Here is an 18,922-nt window from a genome sequence, read left to right on the forward strand (position 1 = left end):
TCAACCTCGATTTTCTCTCTTGCGTATGACTTCATCTATCCGGGTAAAAAAATCCTCCACCAACTGATAAGCGGAATAAAACTCGTAGGGTGAGCCTTCGTCCGTTGGGGAGTCGTGTTGGTGATCGTAAACGACGCGGCCAGAAAACTTTCCTTTGCGGGGCGTTTTAATGGCATGCGCGTTATCTATGCCAAAAATCCGGGTATTGTGGTTATCATGCAGGGTCAAATTGTAACGGATGCCATGAGGGATAAAGGCCGTTTGGGTCACCGTCCAGGCCTCTATTTTCCACCAATAGCCATCCTCACGATTAACCCGCGTGCCATGCAGGCTAAGGATGTAGTCCAGTCCATTGCGTTCATCCATTGCTCAAAACTCCATCTGTTATGATCTAATCATAATCATTGGGCGTTTTATCGTCAACCCGCCATGCCGCGAAGTCGGCTTTCTAAGAAGGGAAATGCATGACCTCATTTGTCGATCTCGAGGTGTTTGTCCGCACGGTGGATGGCGGCAGTTTTTCCGCTGCCGCGCGCGCGCTGGATATGACGCCGGCGGCGGCCAGCATTGCGGTGAAAAGGCTGGAGCAGCAGCTGGGCGCGCGGCTGTTGGTGCGTTCAACGCGCAGCCTGAGGCTGACGGAGGAGGGGGCGCGCTATCTCGACAGCGCGCGCCTGGCGTTGGGGGCGTTGGCCGAAGGAGAGCAGGCGATCCGCGAGAAGCATCAGGGGCTGTCCGGGGTGCTGCAGATTTCCGCGCCGTCGGATTTCGGTCGCAATCTGCTGCTCGGCTGGCTGGATGAGTTTCGGCTTCAGCACCCGCATATTCAACTGCAGCTCCTGATCAACGATCGGCAGGCCGACCTGTTTCGCGAGCCAGTGGACGTGGCGTTGCGTTTCGGATCGCTGGCCGACTCTTCGCTGGTGGCGCTGCCGATCTTGCCACAGCATCGGCGGTTGATCTGCGCCAGCCCGGATTACCTACGGCGGCACGGCGAGCCGCAAACGCCGGCCGATTTGGCCAGGCACAGCATTCTGGTGTATCAACCCAGCGGCAAACGGCAGGTGGAATGGCGGCTGTGGCGCGGTGAGGAGCTGGTCGAAGTGCCGCTGAACGGCAGCTATTTTACCGATGACGGCGAGGTGGCGCGGCGCTGGGCACTGGCCGGGCACGGCGTGGTGCGCAAGTCGGCGATCGACGTGGCGGCCGACATTCGCGCCGGGCGGCTGGTGCAACTGTTGCCGGAATGGCGCAGCGACGCGGTGCCGATCAATCTGGTCTGCCCGCATCGCTCGCAGATCTCGGAGCGCGTCAGGCAGCTGCAGCGCTTCTTACAGCAGCGCTGCCAGCGTTGGATGGACGATCACTTGGCCTGAAGGGTTTCGGTTTGCGCCGGCGTGGCGGCGGCGTCCCCGGCAGGCGCGCTTTCTTCGTGCGGGGTGGTGGAACGGGTGTAGATGTTCAGCCCGGCGAGGAACACGCCGCCCAGAGAACCGAAGGCGCACAGGGCGATGACGATGACGAACGCTTTTTTCAGCATAGGAATAATTTCGCAGGTTGCTTGGAACAGCGGGAATTATAGCCCCTTCGCCGGGTGAAACAAGAATCGTTTTTAACGGCGGCCCGCAGACCGCCCTTTGTGATCGCTACCGCTCGCTGTCGATGGCCTGCACGCGGGCCGGGCGGGCGAACAGGTATTTTCCCAGCGTCACCAGCACCACCGCCGCCACGATGATCACCAGCGCCAGCCACTCGCGCGGCGCCAGCGATTCGCCGGCAAAACCGATGCCGAGCAGCACCGCCACCACCGGGTTGACGTAGGCATAGCTGGTGGCGACCGCCGGGCGCACGTTCTTCAACAAGAACATATAGGCGCTGATCGCCAGCATCGAGCCGAAGACGATCAGATACCCCAGCGCCAGAAAGCCGCTGGCGCTCGGCATCTGAGTCAGGTGCTCGCCGCTCAGTTGGCTGGCGACCAATAACACTACGCCGGCCACCAGCATCTCCGCCGCACCGGCCATCGGCCCGGCCGGCAGCGAGATGCGCGATCCCAATACCGACCCAAAGGCCCAACTGGCCGACGCCAGCAAGATCAGCAGCGCGCCGGTCGGGTTGCCCACCAGGTTGTTGCCGGTGTTAAGCAGCACGATGCCCACTAGCCCGAGCGCGATGCCGGCCCATTCCAGTTTGGTGTTGCGCATGCCCCACAGCAGGCTGAAGCAGAGGGTGAACAGCGGTACCGTCGCCACCATCACCGCCGCGATGCCGGAGGGCACGTGTTGGTGTTCCGCCACCGTCACCAGGCCGTTGCCCACCGCCAGCAGCAGAATGCCGATGACGCCGGCGGCCAGCCACTGCTTCGGCGTCGGCAGCGCGTGACCGCGCCAGGCCAGGAAACCGAACAGCACGATGCCGGCTGTCAGAAAGCGAATGCCGGCCATCATCAGCGGCGGCCACTGCGCGACGCCGAGACGAATGACGAAATAGGTGGAACCCCAAACGATATATAACGTGAACAACGCCCCGATCAACGGCAGGACGCTACGGCTTTGTTGGCTAAGCATAGGATTGTATTTTGCAGGGATGATTATTATTAGAACGCTCAGTAAACCCGATCGGGCAACCGATAAGCAATGGCCTTCGGCATTATTTTTCCGGCTGCCGAAAGCCGTTCAATGGTCCTGCTGTTTCCACCGCAGCCAGCTGACTGCCGGCAGGTAAATCGACCAGCCGATGGCCAACAGCAGCAGCATGAACTCCGGCGGCACGCCGGGCAGCAAGGCGTCCAGCTTCCAGGACACGGCGTAGGCGAAGGGGCCGACGGCGGCGCCCAACACCGCCAGCGGCCAGGGCGCCGCTCTGACCACGTCCAGCAGCCAATACCACCAGCAGCCGAAGCCGATCCACAGCGCGATGGTCCAGAGCGGCAGGCCGTGTTGCCCGCTGTAGTGCAGCACGCCGCTGTAGCTCCACAGCCCATCCATGCCGATACCGCCCAAGGCGGTCAGGGCCGCGCCTTTGCGGCGGGCTGCGGGGGTAAAGATCAATGCCAGCGCCGCGCCGGCGAGCAGTATGCCGTTGAGCCGATCGCGAGTCAGCAGCGCCAGCAGCCAGCAGACGCCCAGTCCCAGCGTCGCCAGCCAGAATCCGGCATGCGGCTTCTTCATCGTTCAACTCCCGTGGGGTTACTCTGCCGCTGCGCGCTAAACGCGCCGACGGATTTGCCAGAGCGGGCGCGAGGCCCGCCGTTTGCCTGAATGTTCGTTAATTAAACCTTAGAAGGGAAGGTGCAGGGTGCACAAGCAGAATAATCTGTACCGGTTGAAAACCGGGGCAAAAATCGGCGTTACAGGAGAGAAATCCGGTAGGCGCAGCGGCGCGAGCCGGCCAGAATGTGCTCGGCGCGTTCCACCTGGGCCTGCAGCACTTCGGTGAAGATGCTCAGTTCCGCCCGGCAGAAGCCCTGGCAGACGGTGGCGGCGGCGCAGATCGGGCAGTGGTTCTCCACCAGCAAGTAGGAACCGTCCTCTTCGCGGCCCCATTCGGCCATATAGCCTTCGCGGCAGCGGATTTCGGTCAGGCGCGCCACGCGCTCTTCCAGGTCAGCGGCGCCGATCATCGCCTGCTTGTAGTTGATGCGGTTTTCCTGCTCGCGGGTCTCGATCAGCACGTCGATCGCCTGTTCGCCCAGCTTGTCGCGCACGGTGCGCAGCAGCTGCACCGTCAGGTCCGCATGGGTATCGGGAAAGCGCGCGTTGCCGGCCGAGGTCAAATGCCACAACTGCACCGGGCGGCCCACGCCGCGCGTTTCGGCTACCGCTTCGACCAGTCCCTCTTTCGCCAGCTTGACGAACTGCTGGCGGGCCGCTTCACCGGTGGTGCCGAGCACCTTTCCTGCATCAGAAGCTTGCTGCGGGCCGCGGGTTTTCAATAGCGTCAGCAATCGGTCACTGACCGATTGTGCGGTGCCTCCGCCATTTTCCAAGTTTATTCTTGACATATTTCTCCGCCTCGCCCTAACTTATTCCAAGATAACTCTTGTTAAATTTAACGCAATCTCATGACCAACTCAATGCCATTCCTCTGAAAACAGGACGACAACCGTGATAACCCATGACGATAGCCGCTGGAGCGACCTTTTCTCCGGCAAAAATGCGGCCAGTGCGATCGCACTTTCGCTCGGCGTAGCGCTGCATGCCATCAATATTCTGGTCGCCACCACCATTCTGCCCTCGGTGGTGCAGGATATCGGCGGGCTGGATCTCTATGCCTGGAACACTACGCTGTTCGTGGTGGCGTCGATCCTCGGCTCCGCGTTGTCTGCCCGCTTGCTCAGCGGTTACGGCGCACGCAGCGCCTATCTGGTGGCTTCGCTGTTCTTCCTCGCCGGGGCGGCCCTGTGTGCGCTGGCGCCGAGCATGCCGGTGATGCTGATCGGCCGCACGGTACAGGGTTTCGGCGGCGGGCTGATCTTTGCGCTCTCTTACGCGATGATCAACCTGGTGTTCGAGCAGCGGCTGTGGCCGCGCGCCATGGCGCTCATCTCGGCGATGTGGGGCATCGCCACCCTGGTGGGGCCGGCGGTGGGCGGCATTTTCGCCGAACTGCACGCCTGGCGCTGGGCCTTCGGCATTCTGCTGCCGATCATGGCGCTGTACGCCGCGTTTACCTTTGTGATCCTGCCCAAGGGCAAGGCGCAGCAGGCGGCCGCGCCATTGCCGACCGCACAGCTGCTGTTGCTGACCGTGGCGGTGCTGGTGGTGTCCGCCGGCAGCCTGGCGCACAGCGCCTGGATCAACCTGGCGGGCATCGCGCTCTCGTTAGCGCTGATGGCCTGGCTGCTGAAACGCGAAGCGCACTCGCGCGCCCGCCTGTTGCCGCACGGCGCGCTGCAGCGCGGTTCATCGCTGGCGGCGCTCTACATCACGATCACGTTGTTGACGATCGGCATGACCAGCGAAATCTTCGTGCCGTATTTCCTGCAGCTGCTGCACGGCCAGTCGCCGCTGATCTCCGGTTATATCGCCGCCACCATGGCCGCCGGCTGGACGCTGTCCGAGATCCTCAGCTCCGGCTGGCGCGGGGCGGGCATTCGCCGGGCGATCGTCAGCGGGCCGCTGTTCGTGCTGGTGGGGCTACTGGCGCTGGCGATCCTGATGCCGGTACCGTCCGGCGGCCACTGGCAGGTGCTGACGCCGATCGTCATTGCACTGTCGCTGGTGGGGTTCGGTATCGGTTTTGGCTGGCCGCACCTGCTGACGCGCATTTTGCAGGTGGCGCCCGAAGCGGACAAAGATATCGCCGGCGCTTCGATAACCACGGTGCAGCTGTTCGCTACCGCGTTCGGTGCGGCGCTGGCCGGGATGATAGCCAACCTGGCGGGGTTGAACGATCCGGGGGGCGCGGCGGGTGCGGCGTCGGCGGCGCGTTGGCTGTTCCTGGCATTCGCGCTGGCGCCACTGCTGGCGGTATTCAGCGCCTGGCGCTGCGCGGCGATTGCACCACCGGGCGCCGAGACGGGCAATTTTGTACAAAACCCGCCCTCGCGCGAGTGCTAGAATGCCTCTCATTCAGCGGAGGTAGGCAAGATGAAGGCGGAAGGCGCAGCACGCAAAGCATCCCGGGAACAGGCCCATTTCATGCACGTCGACGATCTCGGCGGGCTGGAAGTGCTGCAGGCCACCTACCGCCGCCAGAGCTTCTCGCGCCATAGCCATGAAGGCTTTTGCGTGGGCGTCATCGACGACGGCGCCCAGCGCTTCTACCGCACCGGCGGTGAACACGTGGCGCCACTGGGCAGCATTATTCTGGTCAACGCCGACGACATCCACACCGGCAGTTCCGCCACCGAAGAGGGCTGGTCATATCAGGCGATGTATCCGACGCCGGAGCTGCTGGCCTTTTTGTCGCGCGATCTGAAAACCGGCGCCGGCGCGACGCCTTATTTCCCCAACCCGGTGGTGCATGACATCGGCCTGGCCGGTCAGCTGCGGATGGCGTTCAGCCTGCTGCGCAGCGATGAGAACCGGCTGATGAAGGAGACCATGGTATTCTCGGCGCTGACCTGGCTGATGTTGCGGCACGGCAAAAGCCGCATCGACCCTGCGCCGCAGAGCCGGGCGCAAAGCCAGGTGGCGCGGGTGAAAGCCTTTCTCGACGATTTTCCCGAGGCGGACATTTCGCTGCTGGAGCTGGCGGAGCGCGTGGCGCTCAGCCCTTATTACCTGCTGCGACAGTTTCAGCAGGCCACCGGTCTGCCGCCGCATGCCTATCAAATTCAGGCGCGGTTGCGCAAGGCGCGCGGCATGCTGAAGGCCGGCAGCAGCGTGCTGGACAGCGCACTGAGCTGCGGTTTTCACGATCAAAGCCATTTCCACCGCCATTTCCGCAAATCGATGGGCGTTACGCCGGGCGACTACGTCAAATCGCTGAAATAGCCGGGCAATCGGGTGCAATACCCGTGTGCACGCGCGCCGTAAGCTGGCTTCTTCAACCCAAGGAGAAGCGCATGACTGATTCAATCCCCCTCATCACACCGCCGTCCGCCCGCCTGCGCCCTGCGCTGCAGGGCGGGGCGGCGATCTTGCCGCTGTGCCTGGCGGTGGTGCCGTGGGGCGTACTGGCCGGATCGATGGCGATGCAAAGCGGCCTGACGCCGGCGCAGGGGCTGGGCATGTCGGCCATCGTGTTCGCCGGCGCGTCGCAGCTGGTGGCGATGGGCATGATCAAGGGCGGCGCCGGGCTGCTGGCGATCTTGTTATCGACCTTTTTCGTCACCGCCCAGCATTTTCTTTACGCGCTGCGGTTGCGCGAGCGCATCGCGCCGCTGCCGCTGCGCTGGCGGCTGGCGCTGGGGTTCTTGCTCACCGATGAGCTGTTCGCGCTGACCGGCGAACAGACGCCGGCGCGTTTTAACCGCTGGTATGCGCTGGGTGCCGGGCTGACCTTCTATTTGTGCTGGTTCCTCTCCACGCTGCTCGGCATTGTGGCCGCCGGCAGCGCCGGGGATCTGGACGGTTACGGGCTGGACTTTTCCATCGCCGCCACCTTTATCGCCATCGTGGTGCCGCTGGTGCGCAGCCTGCCGGTGTTGGCCTGCGTGCTGACCGCGCTGCTGCTTTCCATCGTGCTGCACCATTTTCAGACGCCGGGCGCATTGGTGATCGCCACCGTGGCGGCGATGCTGGTCGGGCTGCTGTGCAGCGGGGGGCGCGGATGATCTGGCTGACGATCGCCTTGATGGGGCTGGTGGTGTTCTTCAACCGCTACTGTTTTCTGGCTCCGGGGTTGCCGCTGCGCCTGTCGCCGCGCGTTAAGACCCTGTTGAGTTTTTCCGTACCGGCGGTGCTGACGGCGATTTGCGGGCCGATTGTCGCCTTCAGCGGCGACCAGCTGCGAGCCGCGCCGGACAATTCTTACCTGTGGGGCGCGGTGTTTGCGGTAATACTGGCATTTTTCCTGCGCAACATGCTGGCGGTGGTGTTGCTGAGCATGCTGATTTTCATCGCGCTGCGCGGCGTTTTTTAAAATCCGCTTGCCATATCTCTAATTTGAGATTATTTCTCTTATATGGGATTTTGACGCGGAGTATGAACGGTGGATAACGGTCTGGATCATGCCGACCTGAGGTTGGCGCAACGGCTGGCGGATTTGCGTCAGCAACGAGGGTGGTCGCTGGAGGTGCTGGCGCAGCGCACCGATCTTAGCCGGGCGACCCTCTCGCGGGTAGAGCGCGCAGAAACCAGCCCGACGGCGTCGTTGCTGAACCGGCTGTGCGCCGCCTACGGGCTGACCATGTCGCGCCTGCTGAGTGAAATCGAAGACGAACCGCCGGAGCTGCTGCGGCTGCAGCAACAGCCGGTGTGGGTCGATCGCGCCAGCGGTTTTCAGCGCCGCGCCGTTTCTCCTCCCGCCGCGCTGTATAAGGCCGAGTTTATCGAAGCCCGGCTCGATGCCGGCGCGCAGATCGATTACGACCTGCCGTCGATTCCGGCGCTGGAGCATCACCTCTGGCTGCTGTCCGGGCAGCTGGAACTGACGCTGGAAGGGCGCGTTTTCCGGCTGTCGCCCGGCGACTGTCTGCGCTATCGCCTGTTCGGCGCCTCCCGTTTCCATGTCCCCGGCGCTGAGCCGGCCCATTACACGCTCGTTATCTGCAGGCCCTAATCATGATTGAACTGCAACAGTGGGACGCCGGCGCGGCGCAAAGCGCCATTGCCGACTTGGCCGAGATGCTGCACGCCAGCGTAGCGCACGGCGCCAGCATCGGTTTCGTCATGCCCTTTACGCTAGAACAGGCGCAGGCGTTTTGGCAGGGGCTGCTGCCGGCCCTGGCGCGGGGAGAACGCGCGATGCTGGTGGCGCTCGCGCACGGCCGGCCGGTCGGCACCGTGCAGCTGCTGCTGGCGATGCCGGACAACGGCCGCCACCGGGCGGAAGTGGTCAAGCTGATGGTGCACCCGCAGGCGCGGCGGCAGGGCGTCGCGCGGCTGCTGATGCAGGAAGTGCAGGCGCTGGCGGCGCGCCATCAACGCAGCCTGTTGGTGCTGGACACCCTGAGCGGCAGCGCGGCGCAGGGGTTATACCGCCAATTGGGATTCGAGGCGGCGGGCGACATTCCGCAATACGCCCGCGCCAGCGACGGCGGGGCGTTGGAGGCCACCTGCTATATGTACAAACTGCTGTGAGGGTTAGCGCCCGCTCCAGGCGTTGATCGCCTGCTGGCGCACCTGCAATTTTTGCTGCGGCGTCAGCTTGTTGTAGTCGCGGGCCAGGCCGCTTTCCCAATCGCCGTACATCGGGTTGGGCAGCACGATGAATTCGGTGCCGAACTTACTCTGGTTCTCGCTGACGAACGCCCGGCGCTGCGCGTTATCCTGGTGGTAAGTCGCGGCGCCGAAGTCGTTCAGGTTGTCGCCCGCGTACACCACGATGTCATAACCGGCTTGTTTGATGGCGTCGAAGCGCGCCTGCTTATTGGAGGTGTCGGTGCTGAGCAGCACGGTTTTTTCCGACATGCCGGTGAAACCGAGTTTCTGCATGTTGGCCACCGTGGCGGCATATTCGCTCTGTTTGCGGTTCGAGACGTAGAACATCGTCCCCTGATGGCCGTTGACGTAGCGGGCGAACGACACCGCGCCCGGCACCGCGCGGGCCTGTTCGGCTCGCGTCCATTGGGCCCAGGTGGCGCCGTCGTACGGCTGGCCCTGCTGCGCCTGCCAGCCGGAGTAGGCGCTGTTGTCCAGCATGGTTTCATCCAGATCGACCACCACCGCCTTTTTGCGGCCCGGTGCGGCCCTGGCCTGATCGAAGGCGCGCTGCGCGCTGTTGAACGCCTGATGCGCCAGCGCCTGGTATTCGCCGGACTGCTGGAACCAGTTCACCGCCAGCACCGATTGATCCGCCAGCCGCTGCTGGACCTGCGCATCGGTGCGCGGCGGCTGCGCGCAACCGGCCAATGTCAGCAGCGCGACGCCAATCGCCGCGCCGAGGGTGAGTTTTCGTACCTGTTTTCCTGCCATCGTTATCTCTCGCTTTTTATTGTGGACTGTCCAGCAGCATATCCATCTCGAACTGACGCAGAGGATCCTGCCGCCAGCCAAGATGCGTAAAGAAGGGGGCGGCCACCTCCGGCACAAAGACGTTGGCGGTCAGCGGCAAAGGGGCGAACTGCGCCTGCAGCGCGGCCAGCAAGGTGCGGGCATGCCCCTGGCCGCGGTGCTGCGGCGGCACGTAGATCAGGCGCAGCCAGCAGTGCTCGGCGCCGGGCATCACCACGGCGTAAGCCTGACGATTGAGCGTATAGGCTCGCGGTTTGCCCGGCAGTTTGAACAGCGATTCGGGGGCGATCAGCCAGGGCAGGTCGGTGGCGCCTTCCGCCGTCAGGCGATGGCTGACGGTCAATGGATCGACCGCCTGCAGAGTCGCCGTGCCTGGCGGCATTTCCGCCGGCGCCTGGTGGCCGGTCAGGGTGCGCACGATGCGCAGCCCGGCGCCATGATACAGCGCCAGCGCGGCGTCGTTGCCTTCGATCACCTCCAGCGACAGCCGCCGATCGCCGCGCTGGCGGGCATCCGCCACCAGCCGCCGCATCAGCGCCTTGCCCAACCCCTGGCCGCGCATCTCCGGGCGCACGGAAAAGGCCGCCACCCGGCTGTGCTGGCCGCGGCGGGCGATCAGCGCCACCGCCACCGGTTCATGGCGATGGGTGACGATCAGGCTGTCGTTCAGGCTGAGGTCTTCGGCGCCGAAGCGGGCGGCGAAGGTCGGCCCGTCGACAACGAAGCGCACGATGTAGTTTTCAAAACAGTGGTTGAGGATGTTGGCCAGTTCGTCGCTGCTGTAGCGCAAGGCGTTGTGGTAATCGAAGCGTCCGTCGTTATGCATGGCTGATTCCGCTCGGGGGGAAAGCTATACATGTAGACCCGTTTGTTTGGCAAGGCAAGCCGGGGGATTCGTTGGCGGGAAAATAAAAACAAAAAAGCCGGACGCAGCCGCCCGGCGAAATAAAACTCTGGGTATCAAGTGACGCTAAAGTTTGCAGTGGTGGTTATTCATTCATCACATCAGAACTGGTAGGTCAGGGCGACGGCAATCACGTTGTCGTCTTTCAGACCCAGCTTGTTATTGCTGTCGAGCTGGTTGATTTTATAATCGACATAGGTCGACATGTTCTTGTTGAAATAGTAATACGCGCCCACGTCGATATATTTCACCAGGTCGGTATCGCCGATGCCTTCAATATCTTTACCCTTCTGCTGAACGTAACCCAGCGATGGACGCAGACCGAAATCGAACTGATATTGTGCAACCAGTTCCAGGCCTTCGGCTTTATTGGCGAAGCCGCTGACGGAGGTGGAACGGTTATTGATGGTGGCGGTGCCGGAAATAGGCGCGATGTTGCGGCTTTCCGAGTAGGTCGCGGCCAGGTAGACATCGTTATTGTCGTATTTCAGACCGGCGGCCCAGATATCGGCCTTGTCGCCTTTACCGAAGGTGCCCGCTTTCTGGCTGGCGGTACGGTTGGAAGAGGCATAGGCGGCGCCCACGCTCAGACCGTCGATGATTTCATAGCTGGAGGAAAGGCCCCAGCCGTCGCCGTTCGCCTTGCTGGCGGAGCGGCCGTCGTTTTCGTTTTTGCCCTGGTATTGTACGGCGAATTTCAGACCGTCGACCAGGCCGAAGAAGTTGTTATTACGGTAGGTGGCGACGCCGTTGGTGCGGCCGTTCATGAAGTTGTCGGTTTTGACGTAAGCGTCGTCGCCGAATTCAGGCAGCATATCCGTCCAGGCGCCGACGTCGTAAATAATGCCGTAGTTGCGACCGTAGTCGAAAGACCCGAAGTCTTTATATTTCAGACCGGCGAAGCCCAGACGCGTTTTAGTGTCTTTGGTGCCGTCAGATTCAGAATGGTTGGCGGCGATCTGATATTCCCACTGGCCGTAACCGGTCAGCATGTCATTAATCTGGGTGGCACCTTTAAAGCCGATACGAACGTAGGTTTTATCACCGTCGTTGCCGGCATCATCGGAGAAATAATGCAGGGCTTTCACACGACCGTAAAAATCGAGTTTGTTGCCGTCTTTATTGTAGATTTCTGCTGCCTGTGCCGCTTGCGCAAGTAAAAGTGCCGGAATAATAACGGCCAGAAGATTACGTTTCATGGGTTACCCTGCTTTATTCGATTAAAAGACGCTTATCATCAGTTGCATTACTGTTTTACTGTGCCGCCTGACTGTTGGCGGCGGAGAATTTTTACCGTAGTAATGTGATCTATTTATGACAAAAAATTCATTTTCATGTCGAACGATTAAAAAAGTCGCGCAAAGGGTGAATTTTTTCTTCAGCCGACGGTCAGCGGCTGGTCTACAGTTACCGATACCTTGTTTCGCTGCAGGAGGAATCATGCACGATACTTATACGTTGTTCGGTACGCAGGGCTGTGGCTCGACGATCGTGGCCGCCGCGTTGGTGTTGACCGCTTTCCCGTGGGGCTATGAGGAAGTGGACTACACGCAGGACGGCCCGGAGCGGGAGCGTCTGTTCGCCCTGAACCCGCTCGGCCAGGTGCCCACCTTAGTGTTGCCCAATGACGAAGTGATGACGGAGAGCGCGGCGATTATTCTGCTGTTGCACGATCGCGCGCCGCACGCCGAGCTGGCACCCCCTGGCGGTTCGCCGCTGTTGCCGCGTTTTCTGCGCTGGCTGTTGTTCATCAACGCGGAGATTTACCCCACCTTCACCTATGCCGACCATCCGCAGCGCTGGCAGCCGCAGGCGGCGGGGGCGGAACAGCTGAAAAACGCGGTAATGGCGTATCGCGAGCGCTTATTGCAGCAGCTGAACGCCGCCGCCGGCGCAGCGGGCCCGTGGTTTCTCGGCAAAAGCTTCAGCGCGTTGGATCTGTACGTGGCGGTGATGTGCAACTGGCGGCCGGGCCGTGTGTGGTTCCGGCAACACTGCCCGCGGCTGTACGCCATCGCCGAGCGGGTGGAGCAGCGGCCGGAGCTGAACGCGCTGTTGAGCGCCCATTTCGACGGCGTTGCCCCGCAGGTATCGTAAAATCCTCCCCGCCGCCGGCGGGGAACCCTCCCGTTTTTCTGAACCGAGCCTGCCGAAAATCCCGATTTTCACTCGCTGCGGCGGCGGGTAGCGTAAGGCTATCCGCAACTGACAGGAGAGTGTGATGCCATCAAAATCCCAGGCCGGGCAACAGGCGTTCGGCGATATCGCCCCCAAGCTGGCGCAGCTCAGCGACAGCGTCTTGTTTGACGATGTTTGGCAGCGGCCGGCGCTGAGCCCGCGCGAACGCAGCCTGATCACCGTCGCCGCGCTGGTGGCGCTTAACCGCGTGGAACAGCTGCCGTTTCACCTGCAGCTGGCGCAGCGCAACGGCGTGGCGCATCAGCAGCTGGCCGAGCTCATCACCCATCTGGCGTTCTACGCCGGCTGGCCCGCGGCGGCGTCGGCCGTGGCGCGCCTGCGCGAGCTGGAACAGGAGGACAACCATGCCGTTTAGCCGCATCGCCCTGCATCAGGGCAAGTCCGCCGACTATCTGCAAACCTTGTCCGACAGCCTGCATCAGGCGCTGGTGGAGGCCTTCGAGGTGCCGCCGGCGGACAGGTTTCAGGTTATCGATCAATACCGCCCTGGCGAACTTATCTACGATCGCGATTATCTCGGTGGGCCGCGCAGCGCGGATTTCGTACTGTTTTACATCACCGCCGGGCGGCCTCGCGACACCGACACCAAGCGGCGCTTCTACGGGCGGCTGGCGGCGCTGCTGGCGGAAAACCTGCGGCTGAATCCTGAGGATGTGATGGTGGTGATCACCACCACCCAGCGGGACGAGTGGTCGTTCGGTGCCGGGCGCGCTTCGATGATCGATCCGCAGGCGTAACTCGGGCTGACGTCGCCGGCGGTCTGTGGGACAATAGCGCCATCATTTCGTTTAGATAAGAGTTGAATGGCGCTCTCCTCCGCAGTTAAAGATCAGATTGGCCAGTGGTACAAAGCCCTGCAGCAGCAAATACCGGATTTTATTTCCCGCGCGCCCCAGCGCCAGATGATCGCCGAGGTGGCGAAGACGCTGGCCGGCGACTACCCGCGCCATCTGGCGATCGAGGCGCCGACCGGCGTCGGCAAAACGCTGTCTTACCTGATCCCGGGCATCGCCGTCGGGCGGGCGGAGAGCAAGCCGCTGGTGGTGAGCACCGCCAACGTGGCGTTGCAGGACCAGATCTACAGCAAAGATTTGCCGCTGCTGAAGAAGATTATCCCCGATCTGAAATTTACCGGCGCCTTTGGCCGTGGGCGCTACGTGTGCCCGCGCAACCTGGCGGCGATGAGCACCGACGTCAGCCAACAGGGCGATCTGACGCTATTTCTCGACGACGAGCTGGCGCCGTCCAGCGGTGAAGAGCAGGCGCTGTGCCAGAAGTTGACCAAGGCGTTGGCCCGCTTCGAGTGGGACGGGCTGCGCGATCACTATCAGCAGAGCATCGACGATCCGCTGTGGGCCAAGCTGAGCACCGACAAGGCCAACTGTCTGGGGCGCAACTGCCACTACATCCGCGAATGCCCGTTCTATATCGCCCGCAAAGAGATCGAAAGCGCCGACGTGGTGGTGGCCAACCACGCCCTGGTGATGGCGGCGCTGGAGACGGAATCGGTGCTGCCAAACCCGAAAGAACTGCTGCTGGTGCTGGACGAAGGCCATCATTTGCCGGAGGTGGCGCGCGACGCGCTGGAGATCGACGGGGAAATCACCGCGCTGTCGACCAACCTGCAGCTGGACATGATCGTGCGCCAGGTCGAGCAGTGCATGACGCAGTACCGGCCGAAGAACCCGCCGGGGCTGAGCAACAGCGAGCGGCTGAAAAACCATTGCGAAGAGCTGCGCGAGTTGGTACAGATCTTCGAGCATCAGGTCAGCGCCTACCTGCCCGGCGACAGCGTGGCCGCTGAGCACCGTTTTGAAATGGGCGAGCTGCCGGCGGAGATGGTGGAGAGCTGCGCTCGGCTGTTCAAACTGACCGATGCATTGCGTGGGCTGGCGGAGTTCGTGCTTAACGATCTCACCGAGCAGACCGGCAAGCACGATATCATGCGCCTGCATCGCGCCATCCTGCAGATGAGCCGCACGCTGGGCTATCTGGAGGCGATGAGCAAGCTGTGGCGGCTGGCGGCGCTCGACAAGTCGTCGAACGCGCCGATCTCCAAATGGGTCACGCGCGAGCTGCGCGATAACGTCACCCATCTGTATCTGCACTGCGTCGGCATTCGCGTCAGCGATCAGCTGGAGAAGCTGCTGTGGCGCAAGGTGCCGCACGTGGTGGTCACCTCGGCCACGCTGCGTTCGCTGAACAGCTTCGCGCGTTTGCAGGAGATGAGCGGGCTGAGCGAGAAGGCCGGCGATCGCTTCGAAACGCTCGCTTCGCCGTTCAATCACGTCGAGCAGGGCAAGATTGTCATTCCGCAGATGCGTTATGAACCGGCGCTCGCCAACGAAGCGGAGCACCTCGAGGAGATGGCGCGCTGCTTCCGCGCCGAGCAGGCGAGCGGCAAGCACAAAGGCATGCTGATCCTGTTCAGTAGCCACCGGGCGATGCAGACCTTCCTCAGCTACGTGACCGATCTGCGGCTGATGCTGCTGGTGCAGGGCGACCAGCCGCGCTACCGGCTGGTGGAAGAGCACCGCAAGCGGGTGGAGAAGGGCGTCGCCAGCGTGCTGGTGGGGCTGCAATCGTTCGCCGAAGGGCTGGATTTGAAAGGCGAGCTGCTGACCCAGGTGCATATTCACAAAATCGCGTTCCCGCCGATCGACAGCCCGGTGATCATCACCGAGGGCGAGTGGCTGAAATCGCTGAAGCGTTATCCGTTCGAGGTACAGAGCCTGCCGAGCGCCTCGTTCAACCTGATCCAACAGGTCGGCCGTCTGATCCGCAGCAACCAATGCCACGGCGAGATCGTAATCTACGATCGCCGGCTGCTGACCAAAAATTACGGTTCGCGGCTGCTGGCGTCGCTGCCGGTATTCCCGATCGAACAGCGCGCGGTACCGGAGGCCGACAAGGCGCATCTGGCGGCGCTGAAATCCGCCGCCGACGCGGCCAAAAAAGAGAAGAAGCGCGGCAACCCGTTCGCCCGCAAGCGTCGGCGTTAATCAGAGCAGCGGCGGCAGGCGGCGTTTAACCGGCGTGGTTTTCACGATTGAGGTGTTGCTCTGCGCATGCTCGGCCAGCCGGTCGAGGGTGTGGTCGAGCTGCTCCATCGAGTGCGCCACCAGCCGCACGATAAAGCAGTCTTCGCCGGTTACCTTGTCGCATTCGACCACTTCCGGGATCGCCTGAATCAGCTGTTCGACCTTCTTCAGCATGCCCGGCAGCGGCTTGATGCGCACCAGCGACTCGAAGGCGTAGCCCACCGCCTGCAGATTGACGTTCAGGGTATAGCCCTGGATCACGCCGCTTTCCTCCAGCCGCCGCAGCCTTTCCGAAGTGCTCGGCGACGACAGCCCCACCTGCGCGCTCAGCGTCTTCAACGACGCGCGCGCGTCCTGCGCCAAAAGAGTCAGGATCTGGCGATCGATATCATCCATAACGCCTCCGTTAGGTATTTTCTTGATTATAGCTACGAGAAAAAGGCAGTTAAGCATAACTGCCTTTTTTATGCCATGGAAAGCCGCCCCGCAAAGCCGCAAGCTATGTCTCTGGACCGGTTTGGAGAAACGCACCATGAATGCAGAGATAAAACGCGGATCGCTGGAGATGACGGCGGCGATGTTGATTTCCGGCTCCATCGGCTGGTTTGTGCTGATGTCCGGCCAGCCGGTGGTCAACGTGGTGTTTTGGCGCTGCGCGGTAGGGGCGCTGGTGCTGCTGGCGGTGTGCGGCGTATTGGGGCAGCTGCGACGCGATGCGCTGACGCGCGCCACGCTGCTGCTGGCGATCGCCGGCGGCGTCGCGCTGGTGATCAACTGGCTGCTGCTGTTCGCCGCCTATGCCTATGCGTCTATCTCCATCGCCACCGCGGTGTACAACACCCAGCCGTTTATGCTGGTGGGGCTGGGGGCGCTGTTTCTGGGGGAACGGCTGACCGCCCGCAAGCTGTTATGGCTGGGGCTGGCGTTTGGCGGCATGATGCTGGTGGTGCTGGCGCAGCCACGGCAGGCGGGGGGACAGAGCCATTATCTGGCGGGCATTGTGCTGGCGCTCGGCGCGGCATTTTTCTACGCCCTGATGGCGCTGGCGGCCAAGCGGCTGAAAGGCACGCCGCCGCACCTTATTGCGTTGATTCAGGTGGCGGTGGGAGCGGTGATGCTGCTGCCGTGGGTGGATTTTCATACCTCGGTAAGCGCTGGGCAGTGGGGAATGCTGGCGACGCTCGGCGTGCTGCACACCGGCCTGATGTACGTGTTGATGTACGGCGCTCTGCAGAAGCTGCCGACCAACCTGATCGGCTCGCTGTCGTTCATCTATCCGATCGCCGCCATGCTGGTGGATCGGCTGGCCTTTGGCCACCGGCTGGCGGTGTGGCAGCTGCTGGGCGCGGCGATTATCCTGCTGGCGGCGGCGGGCATGAACCTGCTGGGCGAACGGCGACCGCGATTGACGCCGCTGCCGGCCAGCCGGCGCGATGGCTGATGCTCAGTTCGGTTTTTTCAGCCGACGCCATAAAGTGGTGCGGCTGATCCCGAGCAATCGGGCGGCGGCGGCGTGGTCGCCGCCGCATTGCGCCAGCGCTGCTTGGGCGGAAAGGGGCGGCTCTGGCGCCTCGGGCGAGGTTGGCGCCGCCAGTTCCGGCAGCAGCCACTGCAGCGTTTCACCGCTTGGCGCGGCGCCGGTGCTCAGCATCAGCGCCAACCGTTCCATCATGTTGCGCAGCTCGCGCAGGTTGCCGGGCCAGGCGTAGTGACTGAGCGCGGCGTAACAGCCGGCCATGGCGGTGCGCAGCGGCTCGCTCAGCGGCACGTCGAGCGCCGCCAGCGACTGTTTCAGAAAGTGTTCCGCCAGCATCGCGATATCGTCGCCGCGCGTCCGCAGTGGCGGCAGCTGCAGCCGCAGGGCGCTCAGGCGGTAGAACAGGTCGGCACGAAATTCGCCCAGCTGAATCGCCTGTTCCAGCCGGTTGTGAGTGGCGCTGATGACGCGAAAATCGACCGCCACCGGCTGTTGCCCGCCGACCCGGGTGACGGTTTTCTCTTCCAACGCGCGCAGCAGCCGGGTCTGCAGATGCAACGGCATTTCGCCGATCTCATCCAGAAACAGGGTGCCGCCGTTGGCGGTCTCCAGCAGCCCGCGTCGGCCGCCGCGCCGTGAGCCGGTAAAGGCGCCTTCCTCATAGCCGAACAGTTCTGCCTCCAGCAGCGATTCGGCGATGGCGCCGCAGTTGATGGCGACGAACGGCGGCGTTGCACCTCTGGACGGCGCGCCGCGCCGGGAAAAATATTCCCGGTGGATCGCCTGCGCCGCCAGCTCTTTGCCGGTGCCGGTTTCTCCTTCGATCAACACCGCCGCCGGCGAGCGGGCGTACAGCATGATGGTGCGCCGCGCCTGCTCCATCTGCGGGGAGTCGCCCTGCAAATCGCCCAGCCCATAGCGCGGCTGCAGGGTATTGCGCGCGGCGTAGTCGCCGCGTTTGGCGTTGCCCAGCATCAGGCGCGTCACGTCCAGCGCATCGCTGAAGGCGGCGCGCAGGGTGGCGGCGGAATAGAGAAAAATGGCGGTGAGCCCGGCCTCTTCCGCCAGATCGCTGATGAGGCCCGCGCCAACCACGGCCTGAATGCCGGCGGCTTTCAGCTCGGCGATCTGGCCGCGCGCATCCTCTTCGGTCACGTAGCTGCGCTGCTCCAGCGGCAGATCGAAGGTTTGCTGGAACTCCATCAGCGCGGGCAGCGGCGTTTTGTAGGTGATGACGCCGATCCGATCGGCGGTTCTGCGCGCCTTGCTCAGCGCCTGCAGCAGGTCGAAGCCGCCGGGTTTGACCAAAATGACCGGCACCGACAGGCGGCTTTTCAGGTAGGCGCCGTTGGAGCCGGCGGCGATGATGGCGTCGCAAGGCTCGGTCGCCAGGCGAGCGCGAATATGCTGCACCGCCTCCTCAAAGCCGAGGCGGATCGGGGTGATGGTCGCCAGGTGGTCGAACTCGAGGCTGATATCCCTGAACAGGTCGAACAGACGGGTGATGGAAACGGTCCAGATCACCGGTTTGTCCGGCGTGCGGGGTGGCGTGATGTGATCGCTCATAGTCTGTTACCGAATGAAAGTGGCTGCAGTAGGTGTAGCCTTGTTTCAGTCATGTTTCAAATATGCCGCGTGAAACAGCGATTGAAACGTTAACTGAAACGTTTTTTATCGCTTGGCCTGCCCAATGGCGACGCGGATTTTATAACTTACTTATTTTTATCGTTTTTAATTT

The 18,922-nt window shown here is 62.7% G+C and carries 22 protein-coding genes; 12 read left to right on the forward strand and 10 right to left on the reverse strand.

Annotated features, from left to right (window positions below; all coding sequences use genetic code 11):
- Positions 1-366 carry a DUF6516 family protein gene (locus tag GKN89_RS08405; RefSeq protein ID WP_019454656.1) on the reverse strand — a complete coding sequence of 122 codons (366 nt, stop codon included), beginning with the start codon at positions 364-366 and terminating at the stop codon, positions 1-3.
- A 98-nt stretch (positions 367-464) separates the two neighbouring features.
- Here GKN89_RS08405 and GKN89_RS08410 point away from each other — a divergent pair, with 98 nt between their 5' ends.
- Positions 465-1,376, forward strand: coding sequence for a LysR family transcriptional regulator (locus GKN89_RS08410; RefSeq protein ID WP_019454655.1), 912 nt, complete (start codon positions 465-467; stop codon positions 1,374-1,376).
- Here the strand turns inward: GKN89_RS08410 and GKN89_RS24295 are convergent.
- The 4 genes from GKN89_RS24295 to GKN89_RS08425 all read right to left on the reverse strand — a co-directional run bounded on the left by GKN89_RS24295 (position 1,364) and on the right by GKN89_RS08425 (position 4,003).
- Entirely contained in the window at positions 1,364-1,540 is a 177-nt protein-coding gene (locus GKN89_RS24295) for a hypothetical protein (RefSeq protein ID WP_016928550.1), read from the reverse strand. The two genes, GKN89_RS08410 and GKN89_RS24295, sit on opposite strands and share 13 nt — an antisense overlap.
- 106 nt (positions 1,541-1,646) lie before the next feature.
- Positions 1,647-2,567, reverse strand: a complete 921-nt coding sequence (gene yedA, locus GKN89_RS08415; protein ID WP_154746769.1) for a drug/metabolite exporter YedA — start codon at positions 2,565-2,567, stop codon at positions 1,647-1,649.
- 108 nt (positions 2,568-2,675) lie between these two features.
- A complete protein-coding gene (locus tag GKN89_RS08420) occupies positions 2,676-3,170 on the reverse strand; it encodes a DUF2878 domain-containing protein (protein WP_063919001.1) in 495 nt (164 codons plus the stop codon).
- Between the two features lie 179 nt (positions 3,171-3,349).
- Positions 3,350-4,003, reverse strand: a complete 654-nt coding sequence (locus tag GKN89_RS08425; protein ID WP_025159993.1) for a metalloregulator ArsR/SmtB family transcription factor — start codon at positions 4,001-4,003, stop codon at positions 3,350-3,352.
- Positions 4,004-4,106: 103 nt separating this feature from the next.
- Between GKN89_RS08425 and GKN89_RS08430 the strand changes: the two genes are divergently transcribed.
- From GKN89_RS08430 to GKN89_RS08455, 6 genes are all read left to right on the forward strand, one after another.
- Positions 4,107-5,561: an MFS transporter gene (locus tag GKN89_RS08430; RefSeq protein WP_370520180.1), complete on the forward strand. Its 1,455-nt coding sequence runs from the start codon at positions 4,107-4,109 to the stop codon at positions 5,559-5,561.
- 30 nt (positions 5,562-5,591) lie between these two features.
- Positions 5,592-6,440, forward strand: coding sequence for an AraC family transcriptional regulator (locus GKN89_RS08435; protein WP_019454650.1), 849 nt, complete (start codon positions 5,592-5,594; stop codon positions 6,438-6,440).
- A 71-nt stretch (positions 6,441-6,511) separates the two neighbouring features.
- Positions 6,512-7,222 (forward strand): AzlC family ABC transporter permease, encoded by a 711-nt coding sequence (locus GKN89_RS08440; protein WP_019454649.1) that lies wholly within the window; start codon positions 6,512-6,514, stop codon positions 7,220-7,222.
- Positions 7,219-7,530 carry an AzlD domain-containing protein gene (locus tag GKN89_RS08445; protein ID WP_154746770.1) on the forward strand — a complete coding sequence of 104 codons (312 nt, stop codon included), beginning with the start codon at positions 7,219-7,221 and terminating at the stop codon, positions 7,528-7,530. The genes GKN89_RS08440 and GKN89_RS08445 overlap by 4 nt, the downstream gene beginning before the upstream one ends.
- 69 nt (positions 7,531-7,599) lie before the next feature.
- Positions 7,600-8,169 carry a helix-turn-helix domain-containing protein gene (locus tag GKN89_RS08450; RefSeq protein ID WP_019454647.1) on the forward strand — a complete coding sequence of 190 codons (570 nt, stop codon included), beginning with the start codon at positions 7,600-7,602 and terminating at the stop codon, positions 8,167-8,169.
- A gap of 2 nt (positions 8,170-8,171) precedes the next feature.
- Positions 8,172-8,690 (forward strand): GNAT family N-acetyltransferase, encoded by a 519-nt coding sequence (locus GKN89_RS08455; protein WP_154746771.1) that lies wholly within the window; start codon positions 8,172-8,174, stop codon positions 8,688-8,690.
- Between the two features lie 3 nt (positions 8,691-8,693).
- On the opposite strand, the gene GKN89_RS08460 is transcribed toward GKN89_RS08455, so the two are convergent.
- From GKN89_RS08460 to ompC, 3 genes are all read right to left on the reverse strand, one after another.
- Complete coding sequence (locus tag GKN89_RS08460) at positions 8,694-9,524, reverse strand: 5'-nucleotidase, lipoprotein e(P4) family (RefSeq protein WP_154746772.1); 831 nt, start codon at positions 9,522-9,524, stop codon at positions 8,694-8,696.
- 16 nt (positions 9,525-9,540) lie between these two features.
- Complete coding sequence (locus GKN89_RS08465; protein WP_154746773.1) at positions 9,541-10,389, reverse strand: GNAT family N-acetyltransferase; 849 nt, start codon at positions 10,387-10,389, stop codon at positions 9,541-9,543.
- Positions 10,390-10,568: 179 nt separating this feature from the next.
- Positions 10,569-11,666, reverse strand: a complete 1,098-nt coding sequence (ompC, locus tag GKN89_RS08470) for a porin OmpC (protein WP_019454643.1) — start codon at positions 11,664-11,666, stop codon at positions 10,569-10,571.
- 241 nt (positions 11,667-11,907) lie between these two features.
- Between ompC and GKN89_RS08475 the strand changes: the two genes are divergently transcribed.
- The 4 genes from GKN89_RS08475 (at position 11,908) to dinG (ending at position 15,668) form a co-directional block, all read left to right on the forward strand.
- Positions 11,908-12,564, forward strand: coding sequence for a glutathione S-transferase family protein (locus tag GKN89_RS08475; RefSeq protein WP_154746774.1), 657 nt, complete (start codon positions 11,908-11,910; stop codon positions 12,562-12,564).
- A 124-nt stretch (positions 12,565-12,688) separates the two neighbouring features.
- Positions 12,689-13,021, forward strand: coding sequence for a carboxymuconolactone decarboxylase family protein (locus tag GKN89_RS08480; protein ID WP_019454641.1), 333 nt, complete (start codon positions 12,689-12,691; stop codon positions 13,019-13,021).
- Positions 13,011-13,403 (forward strand): tautomerase family protein, encoded by a 393-nt coding sequence (locus tag GKN89_RS08485; protein WP_019454640.1) that lies wholly within the window; start codon positions 13,011-13,013, stop codon positions 13,401-13,403. Before GKN89_RS08480 ends, GKN89_RS08485 begins: the two co-directional genes overlap by 11 nt.
- A gap of 66 nt (positions 13,404-13,469) precedes the next feature.
- Entirely contained in the window at positions 13,470-15,668 is a 2,199-nt protein-coding gene (gene dinG / locus GKN89_RS08490) for an ATP-dependent DNA helicase DinG (RefSeq protein ID WP_154746775.1), read from the forward strand.
- On the opposite strand, the gene GKN89_RS08495 is transcribed toward dinG, so the two are convergent.
- On the reverse strand, positions 15,669-16,103 hold the full coding sequence (locus tag GKN89_RS08495) for an Lrp/AsnC family transcriptional regulator (protein ID WP_038880548.1): 435 nt from the start codon (positions 16,101-16,103) through the stop codon (positions 15,669-15,671).
- A 136-nt stretch (positions 16,104-16,239) separates the two neighbouring features.
- Between GKN89_RS08495 and GKN89_RS08500 the strand changes: the two genes are divergently transcribed.
- Complete coding sequence (locus GKN89_RS08500; RefSeq protein WP_154746776.1) at positions 16,240-17,148, forward strand: DMT family transporter; 909 nt, start codon at positions 16,240-16,242, stop codon at positions 17,146-17,148.
- A 3-nt stretch (positions 17,149-17,151) separates the two neighbouring features.
- Here the strand turns inward: GKN89_RS08500 and prpR are convergent, their stop codons facing one another.
- Positions 17,152-18,750 carry a propionate catabolism operon regulatory protein PrpR gene (gene prpR / locus GKN89_RS08505; RefSeq protein ID WP_154746777.1) on the reverse strand — a complete coding sequence of 533 codons (1,599 nt, stop codon included), beginning with the start codon at positions 18,748-18,750 and terminating at the stop codon, positions 17,152-17,154.
- Between the last annotated feature and the right edge of the window lie 172 nt (positions 18,751-18,922).

The organism is Serratia sp. YC16, from assembly GCF_009707615.1.
GTDB classification, from domain to species: Bacteria; Pseudomonadota; Gammaproteobacteria; order Enterobacterales; family Enterobacteriaceae; genus Serratia; species Serratia surfactantfaciens.

What these genes read in the sequence shown, in the direction of transcription:
- ompC (WP_019454643.1), bottom strand. Translation starts at nt 11,666, where the DNA reads ATGAAACGTAATCTTCTGGCCGTTATTATTCCGGCACTTTTACTTGCG.
- GKN89_RS08480 (WP_019454641.1), top strand. Translation starts at nt 12,689, where the DNA reads ATGCCATCAAAATCCCAGGCCGGGCAACAGGCGTTCGGCGATATCGCC.
- GKN89_RS08425 (WP_025159993.1), bottom strand. Translation starts at nt 4,003, where the DNA reads ATGTCAAGAATAAACTTGGAAAATGGCGGAGGCACCGCACAATCGGTC.
- GKN89_RS08445 (WP_154746770.1), top strand. Translation starts at nt 7,219, where the DNA reads ATGATCTGGCTGACGATCGCCTTGATGGGGCTGGTGGTGTTCTTCAAC.
- GKN89_RS08410 (WP_019454655.1), top strand. Translation starts at nt 465, where the DNA reads ATGACCTCATTTGTCGATCTCGAGGTGTTTGTCCGCACGGTGGATGGC.
- GKN89_RS08485 (WP_019454640.1), top strand. Translation starts at nt 13,011, where the DNA reads ATGCCGTTTAGCCGCATCGCCCTGCATCAGGGCAAGTCCGCCGACTAT.
- GKN89_RS08405 (WP_019454656.1), bottom strand. Translation starts at nt 366, where the DNA reads ATGGATGAACGCAATGGACTGGACTACATCCTTAGCCTGCATGGCACG.
- GKN89_RS08475 (WP_154746774.1), top strand. Translation starts at nt 11,908, where the DNA reads ATGCACGATACTTATACGTTGTTCGGTACGCAGGGCTGTGGCTCGACG.
- yedA (WP_154746769.1), bottom strand. Translation starts at nt 2,567, where the DNA reads ATGCTTAGCCAACAAAGCCGTAGCGTCCTGCCGTTGATCGGGGCGTTG.
- GKN89_RS08495 (WP_038880548.1), bottom strand. Translation starts at nt 16,103, where the DNA reads ATGGATGATATCGATCGCCAGATCCTGACTCTTTTGGCGCAGGACGCG.
- dinG (WP_154746775.1), top strand. Translation starts at nt 13,470, where the DNA reads ATGGCGCTCTCCTCCGCAGTTAAAGATCAGATTGGCCAGTGGTACAAA.
- GKN89_RS08420 (WP_063919001.1), bottom strand. Translation starts at nt 3,170, where the DNA reads ATGAAGAAGCCGCATGCCGGATTCTGGCTGGCGACGCTGGGACTGGGC.
- GKN89_RS08460 (WP_154746772.1), bottom strand. Translation starts at nt 9,524, where the DNA reads ATGGCAGGAAAACAGGTACGAAAACTCACCCTCGGCGCGGCGATTGGC.
- GKN89_RS08435 (WP_019454650.1), top strand. Translation starts at nt 5,592, where the DNA reads ATGAAGGCGGAAGGCGCAGCACGCAAAGCATCCCGGGAACAGGCCCAT.
- GKN89_RS24295 (WP_016928550.1), bottom strand. Translation starts at nt 1,540, where the DNA reads ATGCTGAAAAAAGCGTTCGTCATCGTCATCGCCCTGTGCGCCTTCGGT.
- prpR (WP_154746777.1), bottom strand. Translation starts at nt 18,750, where the DNA reads ATGAGCGATCACATCACGCCACCCCGCACGCCGGACAAACCGGTGATC.
- GKN89_RS08440 (WP_019454649.1), top strand. Translation starts at nt 6,512, where the DNA reads ATGACTGATTCAATCCCCCTCATCACACCGCCGTCCGCCCGCCTGCGC.
- GKN89_RS08465 (WP_154746773.1), bottom strand. Translation starts at nt 10,389, where the DNA reads ATGCATAACGACGGACGCTTCGATTACCACAACGCCTTGCGCTACAGC.
- GKN89_RS08500 (WP_154746776.1), top strand. Translation starts at nt 16,240, where the DNA reads ATGAATGCAGAGATAAAACGCGGATCGCTGGAGATGACGGCGGCGATG.
- GKN89_RS08455 (WP_154746771.1), top strand. Translation starts at nt 8,172, where the DNA reads ATGATTGAACTGCAACAGTGGGACGCCGGCGCGGCGCAAAGCGCCATT.